Source organism: Photobacterium phosphoreum (genome assembly GCF_002954725.1).
Lineage (GTDB): Bacteria > Pseudomonadota > Gammaproteobacteria > Enterobacterales > Vibrionaceae > Photobacterium > Photobacterium phosphoreum.
In genome coordinates, this window is the sequence record NZ_MSCQ01000001.1 from 1,032,004 (window position 1) to 1,055,204 (window position 23,201).

21 protein-coding genes are annotated in these 23,201 nt (G+C 37.3%); 9 read left to right on the forward strand and 12 right to left on the reverse strand.

What is annotated here, in order from left to right; translation table 11 throughout:
- Window position 1: 1 nt before the first annotated feature.
- Window positions 2-679, reverse strand: coding sequence for a response regulator transcription factor (locus tag BTO21_RS04575; RefSeq protein ID WP_045028646.1), 678 nt, complete (start codon window positions 677-679; stop codon window positions 2-4).
- Between the two features lie 76 nt (window positions 680-755).
- The gene (locus BTO21_RS04580) at window positions 756-2,372 is read right to left on the reverse strand and encodes a phosphoethanolamine transferase (protein WP_105026706.1); all 1,617 of its coding nucleotides are present in this window, start codon (window positions 2,370-2,372) and stop codon (window positions 756-758) included.
- Window positions 2,373-2,616: 244 nt separating this feature from the next.
- Here BTO21_RS04580 and BTO21_RS04585 point away from each other — a divergent pair, with 244 nt between their 5' ends.
- The 3 genes from BTO21_RS04585 (at window position 2,617) to BTO21_RS20225 (ending at window position 5,386) form a co-directional block, all read left to right on the forward strand.
- The gene (locus BTO21_RS04585) at window positions 2,617-3,156 is read left to right on the forward strand and encodes a DUF3332 domain-containing protein (RefSeq protein ID WP_045028645.1); all 540 of its coding nucleotides are present in this window, start codon (window positions 2,617-2,619) and stop codon (window positions 3,154-3,156) included.
- A gap of 342 nt (window positions 3,157-3,498) precedes the next feature.
- Window positions 3,499-4,395, forward strand: coding sequence for a fructose bisphosphate aldolase (locus BTO21_RS04590; RefSeq protein WP_045028643.1), 897 nt, complete (start codon window positions 3,499-3,501; stop codon window positions 4,393-4,395).
- A gap of 673 nt (window positions 4,396-5,068) precedes the next feature.
- Window positions 5,069-5,386, forward strand: coding sequence for a potassium channel family protein (locus tag BTO21_RS20225; protein WP_107198964.1), 318 nt, complete (start codon window positions 5,069-5,071; stop codon window positions 5,384-5,386).
- A gap of 81 nt (window positions 5,387-5,467) precedes the next feature.
- Here BTO21_RS20225 and BTO21_RS04600 read toward each other — a convergent pair whose 3' ends face one another.
- The 3 genes from BTO21_RS04600 to BTO21_RS04610 form a co-directional block, all read right to left on the reverse strand.
- Complete coding sequence (locus tag BTO21_RS04600; protein ID WP_162270871.1) at window positions 5,468-6,517, reverse strand: lysozyme inhibitor LprI family protein; 1,050 nt, start codon at window positions 6,515-6,517, stop codon at window positions 5,468-5,470.
- Window positions 6,518-6,875: 358 nt separating this feature from the next.
- Window positions 6,876-7,124 carry a hypothetical protein gene (locus BTO21_RS04605; protein ID WP_045028713.1) on the reverse strand — a complete coding sequence of 83 codons (249 nt, stop codon included), beginning with the start codon at window positions 7,122-7,124 and terminating at the stop codon, window positions 6,876-6,878.
- Window positions 7,125-7,258: 134 nt separating this feature from the next.
- Window positions 7,259-7,741: a hypothetical protein gene (locus BTO21_RS04610; protein WP_045028635.1), complete on the reverse strand. Its 483-nt coding sequence runs from the start codon at window positions 7,739-7,741 to the stop codon at window positions 7,259-7,261.
- 165 nt (window positions 7,742-7,906) lie between these two features.
- Between BTO21_RS04610 and metC the strand changes: the two genes are divergently transcribed.
- On the forward strand, window positions 7,907-9,094 hold the full coding sequence (gene metC, locus BTO21_RS04615) for a cystathionine beta-lyase (protein WP_065193649.1): 1,188 nt from the start codon (window positions 7,907-7,909) through the stop codon (window positions 9,092-9,094).
- A 512-nt stretch (window positions 9,095-9,606) separates the two neighbouring features.
- Window positions 9,607-10,299, forward strand: a complete 693-nt coding sequence (gene gpmA / locus BTO21_RS04620; protein ID WP_045028633.1) for a 2,3-diphosphoglycerate-dependent phosphoglycerate mutase — start codon at window positions 9,607-9,609, stop codon at window positions 10,297-10,299.
- A 90-nt stretch (window positions 10,300-10,389) separates the two neighbouring features.
- Here gpmA and BTO21_RS04625 read toward each other — a convergent pair whose 3' ends face one another.
- Window positions 10,390-11,856, reverse strand: coding sequence for a protein adenylyltransferase SelO (locus tag BTO21_RS04625; protein WP_045028632.1), 1,467 nt, complete (start codon window positions 11,854-11,856; stop codon window positions 10,390-10,392).
- A gap of 411 nt (window positions 11,857-12,267) precedes the next feature.
- Between BTO21_RS04625 and cfa the strand changes: the two genes are divergently transcribed.
- Window positions 12,268-13,410 (forward strand): cyclopropane fatty acyl phospholipid synthase, encoded by a 1,143-nt coding sequence (gene cfa, locus BTO21_RS04630; RefSeq protein WP_045028630.1) that lies wholly within the window; start codon window positions 12,268-12,270, stop codon window positions 13,408-13,410.
- Window positions 13,411-13,492: 82 nt separating this feature from the next.
- Here the strand turns inward: cfa and BTO21_RS04635 are convergent, their stop codons facing one another.
- A complete protein-coding gene (locus tag BTO21_RS04635) occupies window positions 13,493-14,890 on the reverse strand; it encodes a hypothetical protein (protein ID WP_045028628.1) in 1,398 nt (465 codons plus the stop codon).
- 326 nt (window positions 14,891-15,216) lie between these two features.
- Here BTO21_RS04635 and BTO21_RS04640 point away from each other — a divergent pair, with 326 nt between their 5' ends.
- On the forward strand, window positions 15,217-16,059 hold the full coding sequence (locus BTO21_RS04640; protein WP_045028627.1) for a CvfB family protein: 843 nt from the start codon (window positions 15,217-15,219) through the stop codon (window positions 16,057-16,059).
- A gap of 100 nt (window positions 16,060-16,159) precedes the next feature.
- On the opposite strand, the gene BTO21_RS04645 is transcribed toward BTO21_RS04640, so the two are convergent.
- The 3 genes from BTO21_RS04645 to moeA form a co-directional block, all read right to left on the reverse strand.
- Entirely contained in the window at window positions 16,160-16,393 is a 234-nt protein-coding gene (locus BTO21_RS04645) for a glutaredoxin family protein (protein ID WP_045028625.1), read from the reverse strand.
- A 21-nt stretch (window positions 16,394-16,414) separates the two neighbouring features.
- A complete protein-coding gene (gene moeB / locus BTO21_RS04650; RefSeq protein ID WP_045028623.1) occupies window positions 16,415-17,182 on the reverse strand; it encodes a molybdopterin-synthase adenylyltransferase MoeB in 768 nt (255 codons plus the stop codon).
- A gap of 121 nt (window positions 17,183-17,303) precedes the next feature.
- Window positions 17,304-18,539 (reverse strand): molybdopterin molybdotransferase MoeA, encoded by a 1,236-nt coding sequence (gene moeA, locus BTO21_RS04655; RefSeq protein WP_045028620.1) that lies wholly within the window; start codon window positions 18,537-18,539, stop codon window positions 17,304-17,306.
- 308 nt (window positions 18,540-18,847) lie between these two features.
- Between moeA and folE the strand changes: the two genes are divergently transcribed.
- Together folE and BTO21_RS04665 are read left to right on the forward strand one after the other, a co-directional pair.
- Window positions 18,848-19,501: a GTP cyclohydrolase I FolE gene (folE, locus tag BTO21_RS04660; RefSeq protein ID WP_045028618.1), complete on the forward strand. Its 654-nt coding sequence runs from the start codon at window positions 18,848-18,850 to the stop codon at window positions 19,499-19,501.
- 93 nt (window positions 19,502-19,594) lie between these two features.
- Window positions 19,595-20,539: a LysR family transcriptional regulator gene (locus BTO21_RS04665; protein WP_045028617.1), complete on the forward strand. Its 945-nt coding sequence runs from the start codon at window positions 19,595-19,597 to the stop codon at window positions 20,537-20,539.
- 67 nt (window positions 20,540-20,606) lie between these two features.
- Here the strand turns inward: BTO21_RS04665 and BTO21_RS04670 are convergent, their stop codons facing one another.
- Together BTO21_RS04670 and BTO21_RS04675 are read right to left on the reverse strand one after the other, a co-directional pair.
- A complete protein-coding gene (locus tag BTO21_RS04670; RefSeq protein ID WP_045028615.1) occupies window positions 20,607-21,479 on the reverse strand; it encodes a YjjW family glycine radical enzyme activase in 873 nt (290 codons plus the stop codon).
- An 18-nt stretch (window positions 21,480-21,497) separates the two neighbouring features.
- Window positions 21,498-23,030 carry a YjjI family glycine radical enzyme gene (locus BTO21_RS04675; RefSeq protein ID WP_045028614.1) on the reverse strand — a complete coding sequence of 511 codons (1,533 nt, stop codon included), beginning with the start codon at window positions 23,028-23,030 and terminating at the stop codon, window positions 21,498-21,500.
- Window positions 23,031-23,201 lie beyond the last annotated feature (171 nt).

Genomic DNA, 23,201 nt, shown 5'->3' on the forward strand with positions numbered 1-23,201 from the left:
ATTAATTCTCAATATAGTAGCCAAAACCACGTTTATTTTTAAGTGGAAAAGTCGCTGTAATTGGATGAGATTTAATTTTTTTTCGTATAGTGGAAATATGCGCTTCAATAGTGTTTTTAGAAATATAATCAAAATTATTGGCAATATTATCGCTGATCATTGCTGTGCTCATCACTTGATTTGGATGGTTAAAGAGGTACTCAATAATTTTAAATTCATTAGGTGTCAGATTAATATCGATCTCTTCATAACGCAAACGCATTGTGTTTGAATCTAAAATAAAGCCATTAATCGTTATGGTGTTGGTGAAATTATTAATAATACCGCGACGAGAAATAGCAACAACTCTGGCGTGTAACTCATCAAAAGAAAAAGGTTTAGTAAGGTAATCGTCTGCACCTTGGAGCAATCCATTAATGCGATCTTGGTGTTGACTATTAGCTGAAAGGATAATAACCCGTGTTTGTATCGCTGATTGCCTTAATTGTTTGAGTATCTCCATACCATCGATGCCCGGTAACATAAGATCTAAAATAATAATATCGTAAGGATTATTAAGCGCTAAGCTGAGTCCATCAGTACCATTACTTGCCTCATCGGTTGTGATCCCTAGGTTATTGAATCCAACAACTAAACTACGACGTAGTGGTGAGGAATCTTCAATAATCAATAGCTTCATTATAAACTCAATGTAAAAATGTATACTCATACAGGATGTATAAGTATACATTAAATCATAGTGTTACTTTAGTCGTTTATGGGGCAACTTTACAACTTGCACTAATATCAAGTGCTGGATTGATAACTTTAGATTGCACACCATAAAGGCCTAATAAACTATGGAACAAATTATCTTGAGATAAATGACCAATATTCTCTTTCGCTTTTAAGCAACTAAGGTTAATCCCTTTTTGTTGAGCATATTGGGTTGGGATCCATAATAGCCACGGTACATGTTTTTGTTCTTTAGGTGCGATTGGGTAAGGTGCTCCGTGAAGATAAAATCCATTTTCGCCAAGTGACTCACCGTGGTCAGACATATATAGCATTGCTACATTGTATTTGTTTTCATTTTTCTTCAAGAGCTTAATAACTTGTTCGTCAACATAGTCGGTGTAGAGAATTGTATTGTCATAAACGTTTTTAATTTCTTGGTCTGTACAGTTTTCAATATCGCTACGATTACAAGACGGTTTAAATCGATCAAACTGTTTTGGATAACGTTGGAAGTATGTTGGACCATGGCTACCAATTAAGTGTAAAACTAAGAGCTTATTTTTATCATCTTTATTAATAAAGGCTGCTGCTTTATTTAGCATTACGCCATCGTAGCAACTTGTACCATCACAATATTGGTTATGTTTTGAGGTGTCTGTAGCCACATACGGTACTCTATCTGCAACGCCTTTTGAACCACCATCATTATCAATCCATAATACTTCGGCACCTGCACGATGAATAATATCAATGGCATTATCCTGGCTGTAAGCGCGATCTTGGTTGTAGTGAGCGCGTGTTAGATTAGAGAACATACACGGTACTGATAACGCGGTGTAAGTACCGCAAGATTGGACATTTCTAAATGAAATTATCCCTTCATTTTTAGTATAAGGATTTGTATCTCGTTTATAGCCATTGTAAGCATAGTCATAAGTACGAGCTGTTTCACCTAACACCATGACAAATAATGTTGGCTTATGATTTTTCGTTGGTAGTAGTTTCGCGTCTAAGCCTTGTTTTTTATAGGGTAGAGGTTTGTAAATAAACTCTTTGTATAAGTATTTTCCACCTGCGTAGACATGGCCAGGAATAATCATTCGGTTTAAATAATGATTATTACGACCAACAGCAGCATAACTTTTATAGTTAGTTAGCGCGATAATAAGCAGTGCTGTTGTTGCGATACCAATAAGTATAATACGAGCGATTATTTCTTTTAAGAATGTTTTGCGCTTGGTGATTTTAATACAAGCAATCCAAATGCTAGGTATTAAACCAAATACAACAATATAGGTTATAGAGTGAGCGTTAACATACGACAGTGCTTCATCAGAGCGTGTTTGGAAGATACTTTCAATAATGGCATTATCAAATAACGTATGGAAATTAACTTCTGCAAATAATGCCATTGCTGATGTTATTGTTAAAAAAATCATGATGGCTTTAAAGATATAAGGCCAGCATAAGCAACTAAAAATGATAATAAAAGCAGCGAGTAAAACAATAGGTGCAGTATAAGGAAAAATTGGATTCGATACTGTATGACTTAATGAAAATATTTTTGCTAATGTTGGGAAGTTAAAGCATAGAGTGAAATAAAGAGACATCCATATAATGAAACTGGTCATCTTTAAATGGAAAATTTTACGCATTGTTTATTCCTTATTAGTTAACGAATAACACTATTATCTATAGTGTAACTTAAGAGTGACTTAAGACATGATCAAGAATAATAAATGTTAGTATTAAGTTTTTTGTTAACAATATAGAAATATGTGACAATACTGTTTCAAGTGAAACATTTGCTATTACTTATTTGCTCGTAATACATTTATAAAAATCTATAATCCGCACGTTTTTGATCTCGTCAGATCATATGTTCGGAGTTAGCTATAAATGAAAAAGTTTGCACTTAAAGCAGTAGTGATTGCAGTATTGGCTACAACACTAACAGGTTGTATTGGTCAAATGGGCGTATCAAAGGTCGTGACTAAGGCTAACTTGTCTGCTGTTGATAATCGTTATGGTCGTGCAGGATTGTATGTATTACTAAGCCCTGTATATGGTATTGCTGCAACTGCTGATTTATTTATCTTTAATTCAATTGAATTCTGGACCGGTAAGAATCCAATTACTGGTAAATCACCAGCAGTTGCAGATATGAAGTTAAAGACATATTTAAAAATCAATAATATGCTAGATCGTTCATTAACGACAGTACCTTTAGCGAGTGTGACTAATAGTGATATTGACGCTGCAACGTTTAAACAACTTGATGATAAGACGCTAGAAATGCAAGTGTCGCACCGTAATGGTACAACAACGTTATTACGTGGCGAGAAATCAGGTGACGCGGTTAATTTTTACCTAGATGGTGAGTTTATTACTGCTGTTACAGTTGCTGATCTTGATCAATATGCTGATTTGCAAGCATAGAAAGAGATAAGCTACTAAAAAGTAATATGTAAATCCTAAATCAATTTTTTAAAACCGTAGGCCTTATAAAGGTATACGGTTTTTTTTCGCCTAAACAATGTGTTATGTTTTTTGAGCGATAGATTCTTTTATCAAACTTATATTGGCTTTTTTTAGTTATTAATTGTCAAAAGAACCATATTAAGCTAAACGAATAGTGGATATAGTAGATAGCAAGTCAAGGGAATGAAGTCAAAAATCAAACTACACATTGAAAACTATAAATTTTTGTTTTTTGATTAATTAACACTACTCTAACTTAACGAGTATACAGGATTAACTTACATCGCAGAGGGATAACTTATGACTACATTTAATACACAACAACTAGAAAAAATGCGCACTCAGGAAGGTTTTATTGCTGCATTAGATCAAAGTGGTGGTAGTACACCTAAAGCGCTAAAAGCTTATGGCATTGAAGAAAGTGCTTATAGTAATGATGAGCAGATGTTTGATTTAGTACATGCTATGCGTTCTCGTATTATTACTAGTCCTGCGTTTAATGGCGATAAAGTTATTGGTGCTATTTTATTTGAAAATACATTAGATCGTGAGATTAAAGGTAAACCTTCTTCACTTTATCTTTGGGAAGATAAAGGAGTATTACCATTCCTTAAAGTAGACCAAGGTCTTGAAGATAAAGTGAATGGTGTCCAACTTATGAAACCTATTATTGGTCTTGAAGCACTTGTTGCTAAAGCCAAAGGTAAAGATGTATTTGGTACCAAGATGCGTTCTGTTATCTGGGATGCTAATGAAGTTGGAATCAAAGCTGTTGTTGCTCAACAAATTGAAGTGGCAAAAACAATTATCGCTGGTGGTTTAGTGCCTATTATTGAGCCAGAAGTGAGTATTGATAGTCCTGAAAAAGCACAGGCTGAAATTATTTTACATCGTGAGTTATTAGCACAACTTGATCAACTTAACGATGACCAACTTGTGATGCTTAAACTCACATTGCCAGAGCAAGCTAATTTATACAGTGATTTAATTGCACATAAAAATGTCGTTAAAGTTGTTGCGTTGTCAGGTGGCTTCCCACTTATGCAAGCATGTGAAAAATTAGCAGCAAATAACGGTATTATTGCAAGCTTCTCTCGCGTGTTAACAGATGATTTATTTGCTGATCAAGCACAAGCCGATTTTGACGCAGCATTAGAAAAAACAATTGAGCCTATTTATCAAGCATCTCGCTCATAAGTTATTTTATTATTTATAAGTAAGCCAAATAAAAATATTGATGTAGGATATAATATACATACTTATTAAGTGTGCATATTATGTCCTACATCTTTTTGTATAAGAACAGTTATTATTAATACCCTCATGAATAATGTATAAATGTTATTTTAAATTAATCTGAGATAGATGAAACAAAAACCTCCCTTAAATAATGATATGATTAATGAAGTAGCCATACTATATAATTGTAGTCATCATAGGAGTTGTTTTGGGTTTTTTAAGGAAATTATTTCTAAGCCATTGGAGTACTGAGTTTAGATGCGTAAGACCGGCAATTACGATTCAAAATGGACACCTAAAAGCCGTTTGGGATGATGAAAAAGAGAATACTTTCGGCATTGAACGCTTATTTAAATTATTTTTAGTGTTGTCCTCTTATGTATTCCCTGGATTATATATTCGTCATCTATCCGGGAAGTTCGGATTATTACCTCGTAAGATTTGTTCAGAAATTTATGTCATATTAAAACTAATAACACCAATAATAATATTCAGATGTAATATAGAAGACTCAATTTTTGCAATCATCCTTATTAGTTATCTTTTACTTGAAACATTATTATATTTACTTAGTATTATATTTCTTTCTGATATTTACAGCCCACCGATATCAAAAAAACGTTCTTATTTAATGCTCGTCATTAATTATATAGAAGTGTGTTTAGGTTTTGCGGTGTTATACAAAGCCACCGGTGGCGTTAGCGATTTAGTGTCTAATTTTGATGCGGTTTATTTTAGTTTTATAACGGCAACAACGATTGGCTATGGTCATATGGCACCAATCGGGCATGATGCCAAAGCCTTAGTTATTATTCACTCGATGTATAACTTTATCTTTATTGGTCTGATTTTAAGTAATTTTGCGTTTAACATTACTTATAAAGACGGTACTTACCGAGTGAAGGCAAACAAAGATAAACCAGAAATGGTTGATATTGAAAAACAATGAGTATAGCCCTCAACGTCGAGGGCTAATTTAATGTACCAATACTATTACCGATTCAATCGTATCAAGGTAAGTAATATAAATTTAGGGTAGTGCTATTTTTTCTTCAATAGTTGTACGAGAACTACAGTCAAGAGAGTCTGCAGTTCTTGGGCATTTACGACCAAAGCTATGGTGGGTCGTTGTGATGGTCATGGTGTGATTTGCGGAATTGATTTTTTTAATTGCGTAGCTAGTATCTATACGTTCTTTAGTCAGCAATACTTGGTCTGTATTAATATTTTTAATAATGAGTTTGCCATTATTAGAACCGCCACCTGGTTGAGGATAATTAGGCAATAATGACGAGTTTTCTAAGTAAGCAACTCGAGTATTATTGGCATAAAAATGGGCATTTATGGGAGCAAGGTAATGTTGAGTTGAGGTTGAAAGTTGTTGTTTACTATTATGAATAATAACATCATAGCCATAGTTAATGTTGCCACCACCAGCGCCAGGAGGACCCATCATTGCTTTTAATATTAGATTGTCACCATTGGGACTAAATTTATAAGGCACAAAAATAGCACCACTATTTCCGGTTCTATTTGTTGTCGCTAATGTACCAATAATATAAGGGTGTTGATTATTAGCATCAGAGGCAACTAGCTTTAGCTGCCAGTTATTACAACGGTTATTTTTTAATATACTGCATCCAGCAAAAACGCGGATGACAGTATTACATTGTGCGTTAACTAAAGATTTAGCATAAACATACTGGCTCGGAATTAATTGAGTGATATTTTTTGTTGGTTTAGTGGTGATTGTTGGGCATTGTTTAGTATTGCTTTTTACGGTGTTAGCATATTCTCGTAAAGAAAAATTTGAACGTTGCCATCTTTTACTGATTGTTGTTAATGCCGTCGATTCATATTTAATTTCATACTGTTGACGTTGAAAATTAAGACGAATACAGCCTTCTATATATTCTGATTTAGTACACTGCTTTTTTATTTGATCTTGCCATTCATTTTGAGTATTGGTAATAACCATTTGATCAACAGGACGATGAGATTTTTTCAATTGTGCATATTGTTGTTCAAGTTGATGATTCATCTTTGCCAATTCAGGTGATGCACAAATTGTTTTATCCACAATAGATGTTAATTGGCTGCACTTTTGTTTTGTAGCAGTAGCAGTAGCAGTAGCAGTAGCAGTAGCAGTAGCAGTAGCATTAGTGCTTATTATAAGTGTGCTTAAAATGATAACCAAGGGGAATGATCGCAAGTAATAAGGTAATGGCATGATAATGTCCTTTAGCTTTTAATAATTTATGTTATTGGCGTTATCTTGCCGTATTGTATGGGTGTTTATCTCTGTCTATTATCGACTGATGGTAGTACATCCGCTTATAAAATAGCAAACCATCGTTTATTGTTTTTTATTGATCAAAAAAGCGCCTGTCATTATTAGAGGCGCTTTAGGTGTCAATTACTTAGTATAATAACGTCAATTAATGAGTACGACGTGGACCTTTGCTGACTAATTCTTTACCATTATTAAACACATCATCGCTGATCCAACGTCCGTAAATGAGTTGATGTTGATTATTAAAAACAGCAATAAAGTGACGACCATCTGTATTGTTAGTTGCCATACCGATACCTTCAACACCTTGTAATCCAAGACCGCCATTTTCAACGGAAAGTAAAAAAGCTTCTAGTTCTTCAAGGCTATCGATAACACTTAATTCATTATTAATCATTTCTGTACTCTTTGAGTGGTTACTTATTGCAATCGCTTATTTTAAGGAAATTTTCCTGATGACACTAGCCTAATTATGATAGTGGCTATCCATAAAGGTTATTTGTTTAATAGTAACTAATGTTGATAGGATCATAATTGCTGAGATAAGATTAATGCAGCCACAATAAAGCCATTTTGACGTTGATTATCACCACCGATATAGGCATCAGCAATTGTGCTGTCATTGGTTGATAACCACAAAGTACCATTTGCTTTAATAATAGCGTTGGCGACAGTGCCATGATTGTCTTGTAACCAAATTTGGTTATTATTACGCAAAATGGCAAATGGTGGCTGAGTGTTAACTTCATTAATCCATATCTGATTCTGTTTAATCACAATAACACCTTGATTATTAATCAAAGCTTGGGTGATTTTGTTTTGATCCATTTGGTGCAAGATAATGAAATTAGGTGTTTGTGTACGGTTATTTGGCAACCAGATTTGGTTGTTTTTTATGACGGCATTTGGGGTAATATTCTTATGATTGCTGTTTAACCAGATATTACCTTCTGCGAAAGAATTGCTGGAAAATAGTAATAAAGTCAGTATTGCGAGACATATTTTTTTCATTGGGCGATGACCAAAATAGAAGGTATAGATAATATACAGTATTAGTAACGGGTTGTGATCTGCGAATAAGAATAATCAATAACTTTTGGTTGCTAGTTTGATGTGGTTATTCATGCTATACAATGAATATTCAATAACATACGGATGACACATTGAGGGAGTAACATGTCTAGCCATAAAATAAATACGCAACTGATTACTGCTGGACGATCAAAAAAATTTGGTCAAGGTGCAGTAAACAGCGTTATTCAACGGGCATCATCATTAGTGTTCGATTCAGTCGCCGATAAAAAGCAAGCCACAGCCAATCGTGCTAATGGTGAATTGTTTTATGGTCGTCGCGGAACATTGACCCATTTTTCGTTACAACAAGCGATGGTTGAAATAGAAGGGGGCGCAGGATGCTATCTTTATCCTTGTGGTGCTGCTGCTGTTGCTAACTCAATTTTAGCGTTTGTCGGCGCAGGTGATCATTTATTAATGACTGGTGCTGCTTATGAACCGACTCAAGATTTTTGTAATGTGGTGTTAAAAGGGCTCAATGTTGATACGACGTATTATGATCCATTAATTGGTGCAGGCATTGCTGATAAGGTGCAACCGAATACGAAAGTCGTTTTTTTAGAGTCGCCAAGCTCGATTACTATGGAAGTGCAAGATATTCCCGCGATTGTAAAAGCTGTTAGAGCCATAAATCCTGATGCGGTGATCATTGTTGATAATACGTGGGCTGCTGGGGTGTTATTTAAAGCACTCGATCATGATGTTGATATTTCTGTACAAGCAGGCACAAAATACATTGTTGGTCATTCTGATGCGATGTTAGGTACAGCTGTTGCCAATAGCCGTTGTTGGAATCAATTACAAGAACGTTCATATTTGATGGGACAAATGGTGGATGCCGATACCGCTTATGTTGCAGCTCGTGGTTTACGTACTATGGGAGTGCGTTTAAAGCAACATCACAAAAGTAGTATTAAAATTGCTAAATGGCTAGCACAGCATCCTCAAGTCGATCGCGTTAATCATCCTGCTTTACCTAGCTGTAAGGGGCATGAGTACTTTATGCGTGATTTTAGTGGCAGCTGTGGACTATTTTCATTTGTATTAAAAAAACGTCTTGATAGCCACCAGATTGCCAATTTTCTTGATAATTTCGAACACTTTAGCATGGCGTATTCATGGGGGGGCTATGAGTCACTTATTTTAACCAACCAACCTGAAGAGCTTAATCGTATTCGTCCTGCGGGTAAGGTGGATTTTACGGGTACGTTAGTACGAGTACATATTGGTTTAGAAGACAGTGATGATCTGCTTGATGATCTCGCAAAAGGCCTCGAACGTATTGTTTAATTTTATAAACGTCTTAGCATTGGTATGTTAAGGCGTTTATTGATTGATTTTAGCTATTGCAATAATAGCTGTAAATATTTCATTACACTCTGCATATTTCATTAAAACCCCAAATAATAATATTTCTTAAAAACAATGAGTTAGTTTTTATTGAAAAAATATCGCTTAATTTATAGACGAATTTTTGTCTGTATTTTGATGTTTTTTGTCCTATTTTATTTTTACAGTCAGTATTGTCATCGAAAGGTGGGAATGGTATCTTTATTGCCATAGATAAGAATGATTATCAATAAGATTAAGGTGCTTGATAAATACGCTAATAAAAAAGATGTTTTTATTGAAGTATGTAAATGATTAAAGGCTTAAAAATAACCATTTCATATATTGTGAGCTTTAATGCTAGGTCACTTCTTTGATTTAACGTGTTATTAATAGTTTTATTATTAGGTTTATATATTTCCATGAAAATAATTAGCACCGTTCTTAACACTAAATAGAATATAGAGGTTGCTATGAAAACGACTCGAATTGTTTTAATCCGTCATGGTCAAAGTCAATGGAATAAAGAAAACCGTTTTACTGGTTGGGCTAATGTACCATTAACCGAGCAAGGAAAATCTGAAGCACATTTAGCAGGACAAAAACTGAAAGAAAATAATTTTAGTTTTGATTTTTGTTATACATCAATGTTGAATCGTGCCATTAATACTTTATCAATAGTCCTTGAAGAACTTGATTTACTTTGGTTACCTGTCGATCATTGCTGGCAATTAAATGAACGTCATTACGGTAACTTACAAGGCTTAAATAAAGCAGAAACAGCAGAAAAATTTGGTGATGAGCAAGTGTTTGTTTGGCGTAGAAGCTACGATACACCGCCACCAGCGGTTGATAAAGCAAGTCCTTATTATCCTGGTAATGATCCACGTTATGCGAATCTAACCGTTGATGAATTACCTGTTGGCGAATCATTAAAAGATACTTATGAGCGCGTTATTCCGTTCTGGAACGATGTTATTGTACCTAAAATCAATAGTGGTGCCGATATTCTGATTGCAGCACATGGGAATAGTTTACGGGCATTAATGAAGCATCTTAGTGATATTGCTGATGATGAAATAACACAGATAGAAATTCCGACTGGAGTACCGCTAGTCTATGAACTAGACAGCAATTTAAAAGCAATAAAATATTATTATTTATAAAAGTACCTGAGTACTTAACGAGTTAATGTCAAAGATAAAACCTCACTTTGTTATAAAGTGAGGTTTTTTTTATTACGCTAAAACAGATATTTATGACGAACAACTGATTTCAAGGTGTTTACCCCAATTTGGCGGTAATTGTGCTAATGCTTCAGCGCCTTTATGTTCATCAAAAGGATGTGATAAAACGGTAATTAGTTGGTCAATAAGCTGGTAATTACCTTGTTCTGCTTCTTCAATGGCTTGTTGTGCCAGATAATTACGCAAAATATATTTAGGATTATGATGCAGCATAGTTGTTAAGCGTTGGATATCGTTAGGTTCGAGTAATAACCGTTGCTGATAACGGGTTAACCATGTTTTCAGTGCTGAGGTGCATTGGAAGAGTGCGCTGAAGAGGTGATCACAGTGGAGTAAGTTATCAATCGTTATGTGTGACAATGTTCTAAAGAATAGCGTGTAGTCAACGTGGTGCTGTTTTAATAATTGAAACAGTTCTGAAAATAAGACGGTATCACTTTCGTCTGTAATCGTTAATCCTAACTTTTGACGCATGTTATGGCTATATTGCTGTTGTAATGTATCTTGATAGTGTTCTAAGCCATGATCTATCTCTGTTTTATCTAACAATGGTGTGAGAGCGTAACCTAAAGCAGATAAGTTCCATAATGCGATTGAGGGTTGTTGGTCAAAGGCGTAGCGTCCTGAGTAATCGGAATGATTACAAATATAGCCTGGCTCATAATCATCAATAAACCCAAATGGACCATAATCAAACGTTAGTCCTAGTATCGACATGTTATCGGTATTCATGACCCCATGGGCAAATCCCACTGCTTGCCATGCTGCTATCATTGTTGCAGTACGTTGACATATCTGTTCAAACAGCGCCGCGTAAGGGGAGTCATTTGTTGTTAATTCTGGAAAATGATGCTCAATAACATAATCAGCTAATTGTTGTAGTTCTGCATGTTGGCTAGTATAAAAAAGGTATTCAAAATGACCAAAACGGAGATGGCTTTCAGCGACGCGAATTAATGTTGCTGCTGTTTCTATTTTCTCTCGTACAACAGGGGTTTGACTACCAATAATTGCTAATGCATGGGTTGTCGCAATACCGAGTCCTTCCATGGCTGCACTTGCAAGGTATTCACGGATAGACGATCGTAAAACGGCACGTCCGTCTCCCATTCTGGAATAGGGGGTTTTACCCGAGCCTTTTAAATGCAGATCCCATTTTTTGCCCTCACTGGTTAGCACTTCTCCGAGTAACAATCCTCTGCCATCACCAAGATCGGGGTTATATTGACCAAATTGGTGCCCACAATATTTCATCGCTAAGGGTGACAGTCCCGCTAATGTTGCATTACCACTAAATATATCAATAAAGTTGGGGTCGAGTGCGGTAATGGAAGCTAGCTCAAGTTTTTCTGCTACAAGCGGATTAAAATGTACTAGAAAAGGGGTATCTAAAGGTTGTGGTGTAACATGAGTACTGAGTGATGCAGGAAGATCACTATAGCTATTAGTAAACATCAGTGTCGAAAGTGTTTTCATGGGTATCCCTATAGCCAAAGAAGATCGCTATTTAAGCTTATCGAGTTATGCCAAATAAACAAGGGACGAAAAGTAGGGTTATTCGTCAAAGATAAGCCTTTATATAATGAGCAAAAATAAAACCTCAAATAAAAGAAATAAGCAAAGAAACAATATAAAGCAGCGGTATTCATAAACTATTCATTGAGGGGGCTGTATAAGTAAGATAAAAGCCGAGAGTAATTAATATATAGAATATTATTTGGTCTAATTCGAATTTTTTATATATTTCATATTTTCTTTTTTGTAAGTTTAGATTTAAAATATGCATGTAATAATTTGTTAAATCTTATTTTTCAACAATTAACGTTGTCGTCGACCTTATTTAAAGGCAATTTGTCATACAAATTAGTCATATAAGGAATAATCACGATGACAAATGAAACTTTTTTCCAAAATCTATTATCTCATGCAGATGTCACTATTAATGGTTCTCGACCTTGGGATCTTCAAGTTCATGATGAACGGTTATATGATCGAGTCTTAAGCGACGGTTCATTAGGCTTTGGTGAAAGTTATATGGACGGCTGGTGGAGCTGTGATGCGATTGACGAAATGATTAATCGTGTATTACATGCTCGCATTGATGAAAAGCTTGATTTATCCGCTAAATTGGCTGTTGGTTTAAAAATTGGCGCATCAAAAGTAAAACACCTTTTTAATCGTCAAAGTATTGATCGAGTGACTAAGGATGTACCTTTCCATTATGATTTAGGTAATGATTTATTTGAATCAATGCTTGATAAACGCATGACATATACGTGCGGTTATTGGAAAGATGCGGCTGATCTTGATAGTGCCCAAGAAGCAAAACTTGATTTAGTGTGTCGTAAACTGGGATTAAAGCCTGGAATGCGATTGCTCGATATTGGTTGTGGTTGGGGCAGTTTTATGAATTACGCCGCTGAGCATTATGGCGTAATTTGTGATGGCCTAACCTTATCAAAAGAACAATCTGCTCTTGGTCAGCAACGTGCTGATGATCTAAACCTTCCAGTGAAATTCATTTTACGAGATTATCGCTTACACAAACCAGAACAGCCTTACGATCGCGTTGTGTCTATCGGTATGATGGAGCATGTTGGTCCTGAAAACTATCAAGATTACTTCGAAGCCGCTTATCGTTACCTTGCTGAAGGTGGTATCTTTTTATTACATACCATTGGCAGTCCAAACTCTAAAACAGAAACTGACGCGTGGATTAATAAATACATATTCCCTAACGGTGTGGTGCCATCAATGACTCAGATTGGCTCTGCGGCAGAAGATTATTTTAATATTGAAGACGTACAAAATATCGGCCCTGATTATGATAAAACATTAATGGCATGGAACGATAAATTTGAACAAAATTGGCCGCAAATCTCTGAGCAGTACGGTGAGAAGTTCTATCGTATGTGGCGTTATTACCTATTATCATGCGCAGGTGCATTTCGATGCCGCGATTTGAATGTATGGCAATTTGGTTTAACGAAAAAGGGTGCAGAACTGCCTTTGTGTGTACGCTCGAACTAGTTATAACGAATAGTGTTTATTAATGAAAATGCCCTCGTGATGAGGGCATTTTTGTATCTGCCATTTTGTATTAGATTATCGACTATGAATTAGTGACATTGATGGCTTGTTTCGGTTTGGACTTTTTAGGCTCTGGTGTAATAATAACTTCAATATCAACAATTTTCGAACGACTCATGATGATTTTCCACCGTTGAATTCGTACGGTTTTATCTTCATCTGTTTCTTTGGTGATCAAGTTAATTAAGTGTCTTTTTTCTACAGATTCTTTGGTTACTTGACCGTCTTTGAGTTGATAGAGACGTTGTGAGCCTTTTTCCATTAATGTTGCAATTGCACGTAGGTCAAGAATAATTGACTCTCGAGTTTGTTCATAACCACTTAAAAATTTAGTGGGTGACATTCTAGTGGTACTTTTATAATGCAAAATGGTTTCTTCACGGTGAGACACATTATGCTTACGTGTTTTTCGAATAACTTCGGGTAAACTGTCGTAACTAATAAATTCTAACCATTCAAGCTGTTGTCCAATAACATTACCCGTATTGGCATCAAAAAATTGCTTTCGCCAACGAGCTTTGCCTTTTCTCATCCATCGCCAGAGCATGGTTTTTAAGTCATCTTTAAAGACTTCACGTGCCGCATAAATAAATGACAGTACAACAATGAATGAGGCGGTAATATCACCCAACATACCGCGCGCTTTTATCAGTATTAAGGTCACGAAAATCATTACAATACCGGCCGCTGCCCCTGTGACAATTTTACGGGTATTTTTACCTAATTCGATTGTCTTTTCACTCATGGTGACAGGGTATTCAATTAATCGACGCAATAATCGCATTTTATTCGACATTCGCGTTGGATCTTGCATTGCTCTGATGGAGTTATAATTGTTATCAGTACGGTGTTGGGCTTCTCTTTGACAGATTTCTAATAGCTGTGGCTTAATTTCATTATACTCAGACCCTCGGGGTAAATGGGCGATGAGTTGTAGAAACCGTTGTTCTGTAAACCAAGATAAATAGTTATCAATATTCTCATAATATTTAAGTAGTTTTTTATCGGTTGGAATATTTCGACGTAATCGCTTTAGAATACGAACAGCTAGCTGTGCTGCTTCTTCGATCTCTTCTTGTTTAGATTCATTGTTATCACCTAATAATTGCTGCGTTGTTTTTTCCAAGGCTAACGCATATTGATACGCATAGAGACTTAAACTTAAACGGTACTGCTCGATAGAGAGTTTGCCACGACTGGCGAGTCGACTATGTACCAACGGTAGATGGTTTATATCACTGAAATAAGTACGTTTGCCATGAATGGCATTATGATAAAACTCTTCTTCAGAGATGATATTGGCATTTAACCCAAGCTCGCCTGGGATAAAGATGTACATATCAAGTTGTCGATTAGTTGTTTCATGAATCACATGAGATATTTTGAGTTTATGCCCATCTTTTTTATCGACAGTAATCACTTTTTATTTTACCTCCAGAGGTTAATGCTAAATGGCATAAAGTGGTTTTCCTTGAGATTATATGAGAATAAACTTTTGTCCATTATTTATAAATCACAACTATTGATGCTAATAGGATGAAAAAACATCAAATAATCGCAGATAGGTTGGGCGAAGGGTAGCAACATCACGTATAATACCCACATCATAAGCGCAACCTGTGCATTATAGCGCATTGCCTAGTCAGCGATAGTCATTAATAATCGCGACTAATAAATTGATTGATAAAGATAGTGAACCAACTGCACTATAAGCGTGTTGTTGCCTATATAGAGAGTACCTGATAGATGATTAAAATTGGACAATACAACACATTAGAAGTTATCAAACTGGTAGATTTTGGTGTGTTCCTTAATGGTGGTGATGATTTCGGTAATATCTTGTTACCAAAGAACACAGTGCCAGCAGGTACTAAGCTCGGCGACAAGCTTAAAGTTTTCATTTACTTTGACTCTGAAGATGAAGTCATTGCAACGACTGATGAACCATTAGTTGAAGTGGGTGGTTTTGCGAAACTGCGCATTGTTGGTGCAACGACTATCGGCGCATTTGCTGATTGGGGTTTACGTAAAGACTTGCTAATTCCATTTAGTGAGCAACGTCGTCGCTTAGAAGAAGGCGAAGAGGTAATGGTTCGTGTTTATACGGATCGCGCATCAGGTCGTATTGTAGGTTCAACTAAGTTTAACCGTTTCCTTGATCTTACTCCTGCTAATTATAAAGTAGGCGAAGAAGTACAAGTGATCATCGCTGAAACAACTGACTTGGGTTATAAAGCCGTTATCAATGGTGAGCATTGGGGTTTATTCTTTAAGACAGAAGCATTCGGTAAGTTGTTTATTGGTAAGCAACTAAAAGCGTATGTTCAAGAAATTCGCCCAGACGGTAAAATTAACTTATCACTACAAAAAGTAGGTTTGGATAAGGTTGATGATTTAGCGAATAAAATTTTAACGTCGCTAGAAATCAAAGGTGGCTTTATTCCGGTTAGTGATAAATCAAGCCCTGATGAGATCTTCACTGTATTCCGTACGAGTAAAGCAACGTTTAAAAAGACGATTGGTGGCCTGTATAAGAAAGGCTTAATTGTGATCGAGAAAGACGGTATTCGTCTTAATGACAACGATTAATCATTACTAGTATCATCTTAGTGAAGATAATAAAAAACCGACATTCCACTAGAAATAGTTAAGGATGTCGGTTTTTTTATGACTTTTGGTTGTGGCGATATTAATCGTTGTCGCGCAATAGCTGTTCGAATTTGGTTATATTCCAGCCCATAAGCACACTATCACCAATTTTTATAACAGGGACAGAACGGGCACCAGTGCGGCTTAATTCTTTTCTGCCTTGTGGGGTTGCAACATCGACTAAACGAAAAGGGTAGCCTTTGGTCTTCATATACTGCTGAGCATCTTTACAATGCGCACAGTGTTTTTGAGTAAACAGGGTAATACGTTTCATAATAATCACTTCGCTATTCGATTAGCCGCACACAGAACAGCTTGGTTGCTTCATCAATTTCATTTCGCGCCAACTCATGCTCATAGCATCGAGCATCAATATTTTACCCGTTAAAGGTGTGCCAATATTGGCCGCTACTTTAATTGCTTCCATTGCTTGTACCGCACCTACAATACCGACAACCGGAGACATGATACCTGCTTCAACGCAAGTTAATGTTTGCTGACCAAAAAGAGCACTTAGGCATTGATAGCAAGGCTCACCATCACGGTAACTATAAACACTTATTTGACCTTCCATACGAATAGCAGCGCCAGAAACTAATGGTGTTTTAGTCTCAAAGCACAAACGATTTAGTTGATTACGGGTATCAACGTTATCACAGCAATCCAACACTAGGCTGTGCTGTTTAATCAGTGGTAGTAACTCTTCGTCGGTTAATCGTTTGGCGATAGTATCAACGGTTAAATAGGGATTAATGGCGGTTAATGCTTGTTTCGCTGAGTTAACTTTGAGCATGCCGACAGTCGCATCAGTGTGTAATACTTGGCGTTGTAGATTAGACACTTCGACCTTATCGTCATCAATAAGGGTGATTTTTCCGACACCAGCGGCTGCGAGATATTGTGAAGATGCACAGCCTAAACCACCCGCACCTAAAATTAACATTGATGAGGATTTTAATGCTTCTTGGCCTTCAAAATCAAATTGGCGCAGGATAATCTGACGGTTATAACGCAGCATTTCTTGATCTGATAATTCAGCATTGGTGGGTTGTTGTATTGTCATAAGTGAAATTACCGTTATTAGCTATTTATTCGAGCACACGTTATTTAAGATGACGCTCAGCGGTTAATGCATTAGCCATAGATTAAGCGACTTAATAGCTGGCTAATACATCAATCATCAGTTAGTACATGGTGTGATTAAACAGTTCAATGGTAACGAATTCACCCGCTTCAACACGACCACGATCTTGCTCTAGCACCACAAAACAGTTGGCATGGTGCATCGAACTAAATGCGCCAGAACCTTGATTCCCCGTTGTGGTCACTTCACATTGACCAGCGCTATTAATGCTATAAATTCCACGTTGGAAGTCAGTGCGTCCTGGACGTTTCTTAAACATTGAGGTTGCTTGTGCTTGTAAACGTACTGGTGGTTGGTATTGGCTGTGACCTGCTAGTTTTGCCAGCATAGGTTGCACTAATTGATATAACGTCAGCATTGCTGATACTGGGTTACCTGGAAGACCGCAGAACCACGCATTATTGATAGTACCAAAAGCAAAGGGTTTACCCGGCTTCATGGCTATTTTCCAGAAACCAATTTCACCTTCTTGCTCCAAAATGTCTTTGGTGTAATCCGCTTCACCGACACTAACGCCACCAGAGGTAACCACAACATCAGCTTCTGTTGATGCGGTTACAAATGCTTGACGTAGTTTTTCAGGGCAATCAGCAATAATACCAAGATCTAAAACATCACAACCAAACTTTTCTAATAACGCTTTCATACCATAACGATTGCTATCGTAAATTTGACCCGCAGCAAGGGCTTCACCTACTGGACGTAGTTCATCACCGGTTGAGAAAAAGGCCACTTTAGGACGACGATATACTGCGAAAGATGCAATGCCTAAAGAGGCAAGTAATGGCATTTCACGCGCCGTTAAACGAGTGCCTTTTACTAATACTGTTTCACCGCAATGCACATCATCACCAATCGGACGAATGTTATCATTGGCTTTAGGCTTGACGCTAAATTGAATATTATCGCCATCAACCTGTGTTTCTTCCTGCATGATAACGACATCAGCACCGGCGGGAATTTCGGCGCCTGTCATAATGCGTACACATTGACCAGCTTCACACGTACCCGTAAAAGGAATACCTGCAAACGATTTACCGATCATGGTTAATGTATCGGAATGTTCAAGATCAGCAGCACGAAGGGCATAACCATCCATTGCGGAATTAGCGAAAGGTGGCACATTAATAGGAGAAAGGATATCTTCAGCAAGCACCATACCCATAGCATCAGTTAATGCTACTGTGGTGATTGTCGTTAGTGGTGAAACTTGAGTCATAATATTATCTAACGCAGTTTCAACCGTCATTAAACCTGGTACGTCGCAGCATCCCATAATCGTGTCCATTTTATTTATTAGTGATAATGAAAGTGAGCAGGTCTGAAAAATTCTCAGTTAAGATTGTTTTGTGATTGCGTTTTTTACTAAGTATTGTTCAGATCGCTAATTGGTGCGTAGTTTACCCTTTATTGACTACCGCTGTAAGGGATTGAATATACTAAAATACACTTGAAGTGGATGACCATAAGAAATTTGGTGGTGAAATTATTCTCATTTGGAGGTATTCTGCTAAGGATTTTAGCGCTGGCAAGGTCAGAAGGGTATGTCTTTTTTATTCTACCTAGGTCAGCTGGAGGAAGAGAATGACAGCATTAAGTGTATCTGCAATACAAGTACGTGACGCCTTAGCCGCCCGTGGTCTAGAAACCCCAATGACGGCTGATGTTATAAGTCGCGAAGAAAAGAAAGAAAAAATTGAATACCATATGCGTGAGATTTTATCGCTGTTAGCGTTAGATCTGACCGATGATAGCTTGGTTGAAACACCGCACCGTATTGCAAAAATGTATGTTGATGAAATTTTTTCAGGTTTGGATTACACCAATTTCCCCAAAATCACAGTGATTGAAAATAAAATGAACTGTGATGAAATGGTGCGAGTAAAAGACATTACGTTAACCAGTACTTGTGAACACCATTTAGTTACGATTGATGGTAAAGCGACGGTTGCGTATATTCCTCGTGGAAAAATCATCGGTTTATCTAAAATTAATCGCATAGTTCGTTTCTTTTCTCAGCGTCCACAAGTGCAAGAACGTTTAACGCAACAAATTTTAGTTGCACTACAAACGTTACTTGAAAGTGAAGATGTTGCTGTCACTATTGATGCAACGCATTATTGTGTTAAATCTCGTGGTGTAATGGATGCGACCAGTGTAACGACAACAACTGCATTAGGTGGGATTTTTAAACGTAATCCTGCTACGCGTGCCGAGTTTCTCAGCGGCATCCGTTAATCGTCGCGATAACTGATTGTTATATAAATGCCAGCCAATAGATTATTGGCTGGCATTTTTTATTGTTTTTTATTTATGTCCTAGGGAAAATTGATGGATTTAATTAAGCTTTCGCGCATTAGTATGAAGCACCTTATTACTCTGCATGTGATGTTAGATACCTTGAGTGTCACTGATTGCGCGCAGCGGTTGTGTGTTAGTCCATCGTCAGTCAGTAAAACACTGAGTCAGCTTAGAGATACATTAAATGATGAGCTATTTTACCGCCATGGTAATCGCTTGGTGTCGACACCATTAGCCCGTCGTTTAGGTCCGACTGTGCATCAGATGATCAGTGATATGAATCAGATCATGACCCAAGAAGAGTTTGATGTTGCTCATTATGCGGGCAGTTTTTCGTTGTCGATGCGAGAAAGTACCTTTGAATTAATTGCTGCGCCATTATGTGAACAAGTATTGAAACTTGCGCCTAATATTCGGTTAGATATTTGGTCTAAAGATAATATTGGTGTCAGTGGCTTAGCAAAAGGGGTATTGGATTTTATTATTCTGCCGCATGATCTTAGTCAGCCACCGAATATCGATAATAATTTAGTCTGGGAAACCCTGTTTACCGATGAAATGGTGTGTCTAATGTCACATCAGCACCCATTAGCAGATCAACCACTGACGATTGATAATTATTTGCAGTATGATCATATTGGGATTGTTGATAACGATCTTAGTGTGCCATTTTTTGAACTGCAGCTCGTACAGCAACATCGTAAGCGTAAAGTAATGGTAAATGTGGCTGATTTTGGGGTTGCGGCAACACTGTGCAAAAATACCGAGTTATTATTTACGTGCTCAAAAAAATGGGCGGAAGTTGCGGCGCAAGCACAGTCATTGATCATGAAAGAACTGCCGTTTAATTATGGTCAAGTCGGGTACAGTTTAGTGTGGTATCAACCAAGCATGAACGATCCTGCCTTGCGGTGGTTGTATCAACAGATTACGGCAGTAGGGCAAACAATCGGTCGGTCTACATCAGTACAATAGCGAAGGGATGTCGCAATAAAAGACAGTGATGATCTTTAATCACCACTGGCGATAGTTTTAGAGTCGGTTACACATATACACTGGGTAACACTAAGTTGGTGACACCACGTTCGGTCAGTAATGCCGCTAATACTTCAATGTCGTCTTTTTTACATGTTGCCCAGTTGAGTGACTCGCCTGTAACCCCATGATGTTGGAAAGCATTGAGCTTAATACGTATACTCTCATTCAACGTTATTAAATAAGCAGCTACATCATCGATATATTGCTTATAGTCGGTGATCTCAGGGATCTGTAATAAGCGTACTTCGTATAATTTTTGATGCTGACTTAACCATTTAATACTGGCTAATACTCTGTCATTATCACGACCGGTTAACCAGCGATGAGTGGTGTTATTCCATGCCTTTAAATCAATCATTGCTCCATCAAGGTAGGGGAGTACGCTTTGCCAGCCTGTGATACTTAAGCTGCCATTACTGTCGATCATACAGCTCAGATGTTGCAAGGTTGGATCCGATTTTATAGCTTGAAATAACGCAATAATATACGGTAATTGTAACGTTGCCTCACCGCCCGTTACCGTAATGCCATTAATAAAGAATAAATTATCTTTGATCAAGGCTAAGGTATCTGCCACGGTTAACTGCTGTGTTTTCGGTGTCGATTGCTTATTACATGCGGTTAGGCATGTATCGCACTCAGTGCAAGTCGACATGTCCCATACCACAAAAGGCTTATTGTTTTGTGTCGTAAGTTGTAGTGATTGTGTGGGGCAACTTGGCACACAATCACCACATTGATTACACATATCAATGGTTTGTGGATTATGGCAGTTTTTGCAGCGGTAATTACACCCCTGCAAAAACAGCACCATACGATTGCCCGGACCATCAACACATGAGTAGTTTAATAGTTTGCTGACTGTGGCAGAAATCATAGTATGGGTATCTTTTATTTATTTTGCTGAATAAACAGGTGACATTTCACGGCTAACGACACGTGGTTGACGCTCTAGAATGCGTGTATTCTCAGAAGCTTCTGTACCTAACCATGTGGTATTAGTACGAGAACCTTGTTCTTTAAACTTAGAAATATCAGATAACTTAACCATGTAACCTGTTACACGAACTAAGTCGTTACTGGCAACGTTAGCGGTAAACTCACGGAAACCGAGTGCCAATGCGCCTTTGCATAATTGCATCAATGCCTGTGGGTTATTCTTAATGGTTTCTTCAATTGTTAAGATCTCACTGATACCTGACGTGTAGTATTTGTGGTGTGCGGCAAGTGCTTTAATATGAACAACAGGATCCGGTTCTGTGCCGTAAGGAATACGAATGCCCGGTGTGACTTCGTGGTCACAGCTAATACCACCTTGTGAGTGTAATAGCGCACGACCATTTAAGCCGTGTTTTACTGGGGTTGTGGTGACGATTTCATTCAATGCTTCACTGATTTTTAGTGCGATAGCATTAGCATCTTGGTTATGGCCGTATTTAGCGGTTGAGCCTGATTTTTCCATCAGAATGTTTACTGCTTCAGCCATGCCGAAAATACCAAACATGGGTGCAAAACGGTCTTCATTGATCAAACCTTCGGTGGTTAAGAAACCGGTAAAGAAGTTTGATTCTTGATGTAAGAAGGCTGAACGTGCTTCAATCAGTTCAAACATTAGCGCACTGTAATGTGGCAGCATCGTTGTTAGGAGTTCTTCAATACTCTTACTGCGCAGTGCAACCTCTTTTAAGTTCATACGTACTAAGGTATTTGCTCCACCAGCAATAGGCAGTGAATTATAGCAACTTACAATACCAAAACCTGGCGCCCCAAATGCCTCGGAGAACATTGGGTAGTTAGCAATGTGTGGTTTGCTGCACTCACAAATATTATTACATGCTTGCTGTAATAGGCTTTCTGGTGTGATTTGCGGGTCGTACATAAAGGTTAAGTTAGGTGCGACTTGCTTAAGCTCAGCATCAATCTTCAAAATCATACGACAAACAATGTTGTCTGTTGGGCCAATATTAACGTGCATAAAGGCATCAGGCAGGGTGCGGTCAAGCATGATCCAGAAATTTTTCAGTTTACGGTATAAAACATCTTCACTAACGTCAGTCACAAATGGCAGTAAGATTTGGTCAAGTTGACCAAGGTAAACCGGAATATTAGTTACTGACGGTACATGATGGTAAATAATCGTCAGTAAATTGATGGCTTCGTCTAAATTGGTTGCAGGTTCAAGTTCTAGGTACTCTGAACCTTGCTGTAAAAATTTAGCGTAATCTGGAAGAACATAACGAGGCTTGAAAGGCGCATTACCTTCAAACATATCACAAATGATGCCAGCCTCTTTTGCTGTTAAAACGTCGGCAGATATTGGCATATAGTCTACTAGTGCTTCAGCTTCTAATGATAAGAACAATGTTTTTTGTTTTGCGCTTAATGTCGCATCAGTAATGATATTCTTAATTTTAGATTGTAATGTCATTGCTATGTTCTTCTTAATATCCATAAGTTTTGTGCGGCTAATTTAACGTATTAATATTATTTCCAGAAGTGAAAAAGGAAGAATTATGCTTTTCTTAAATGGAAATCCGTGAGAGGTGTACTTTCAGAAAAAAGAATTCACATATAAAGGCTGTTGATCAGTAAAATCCAA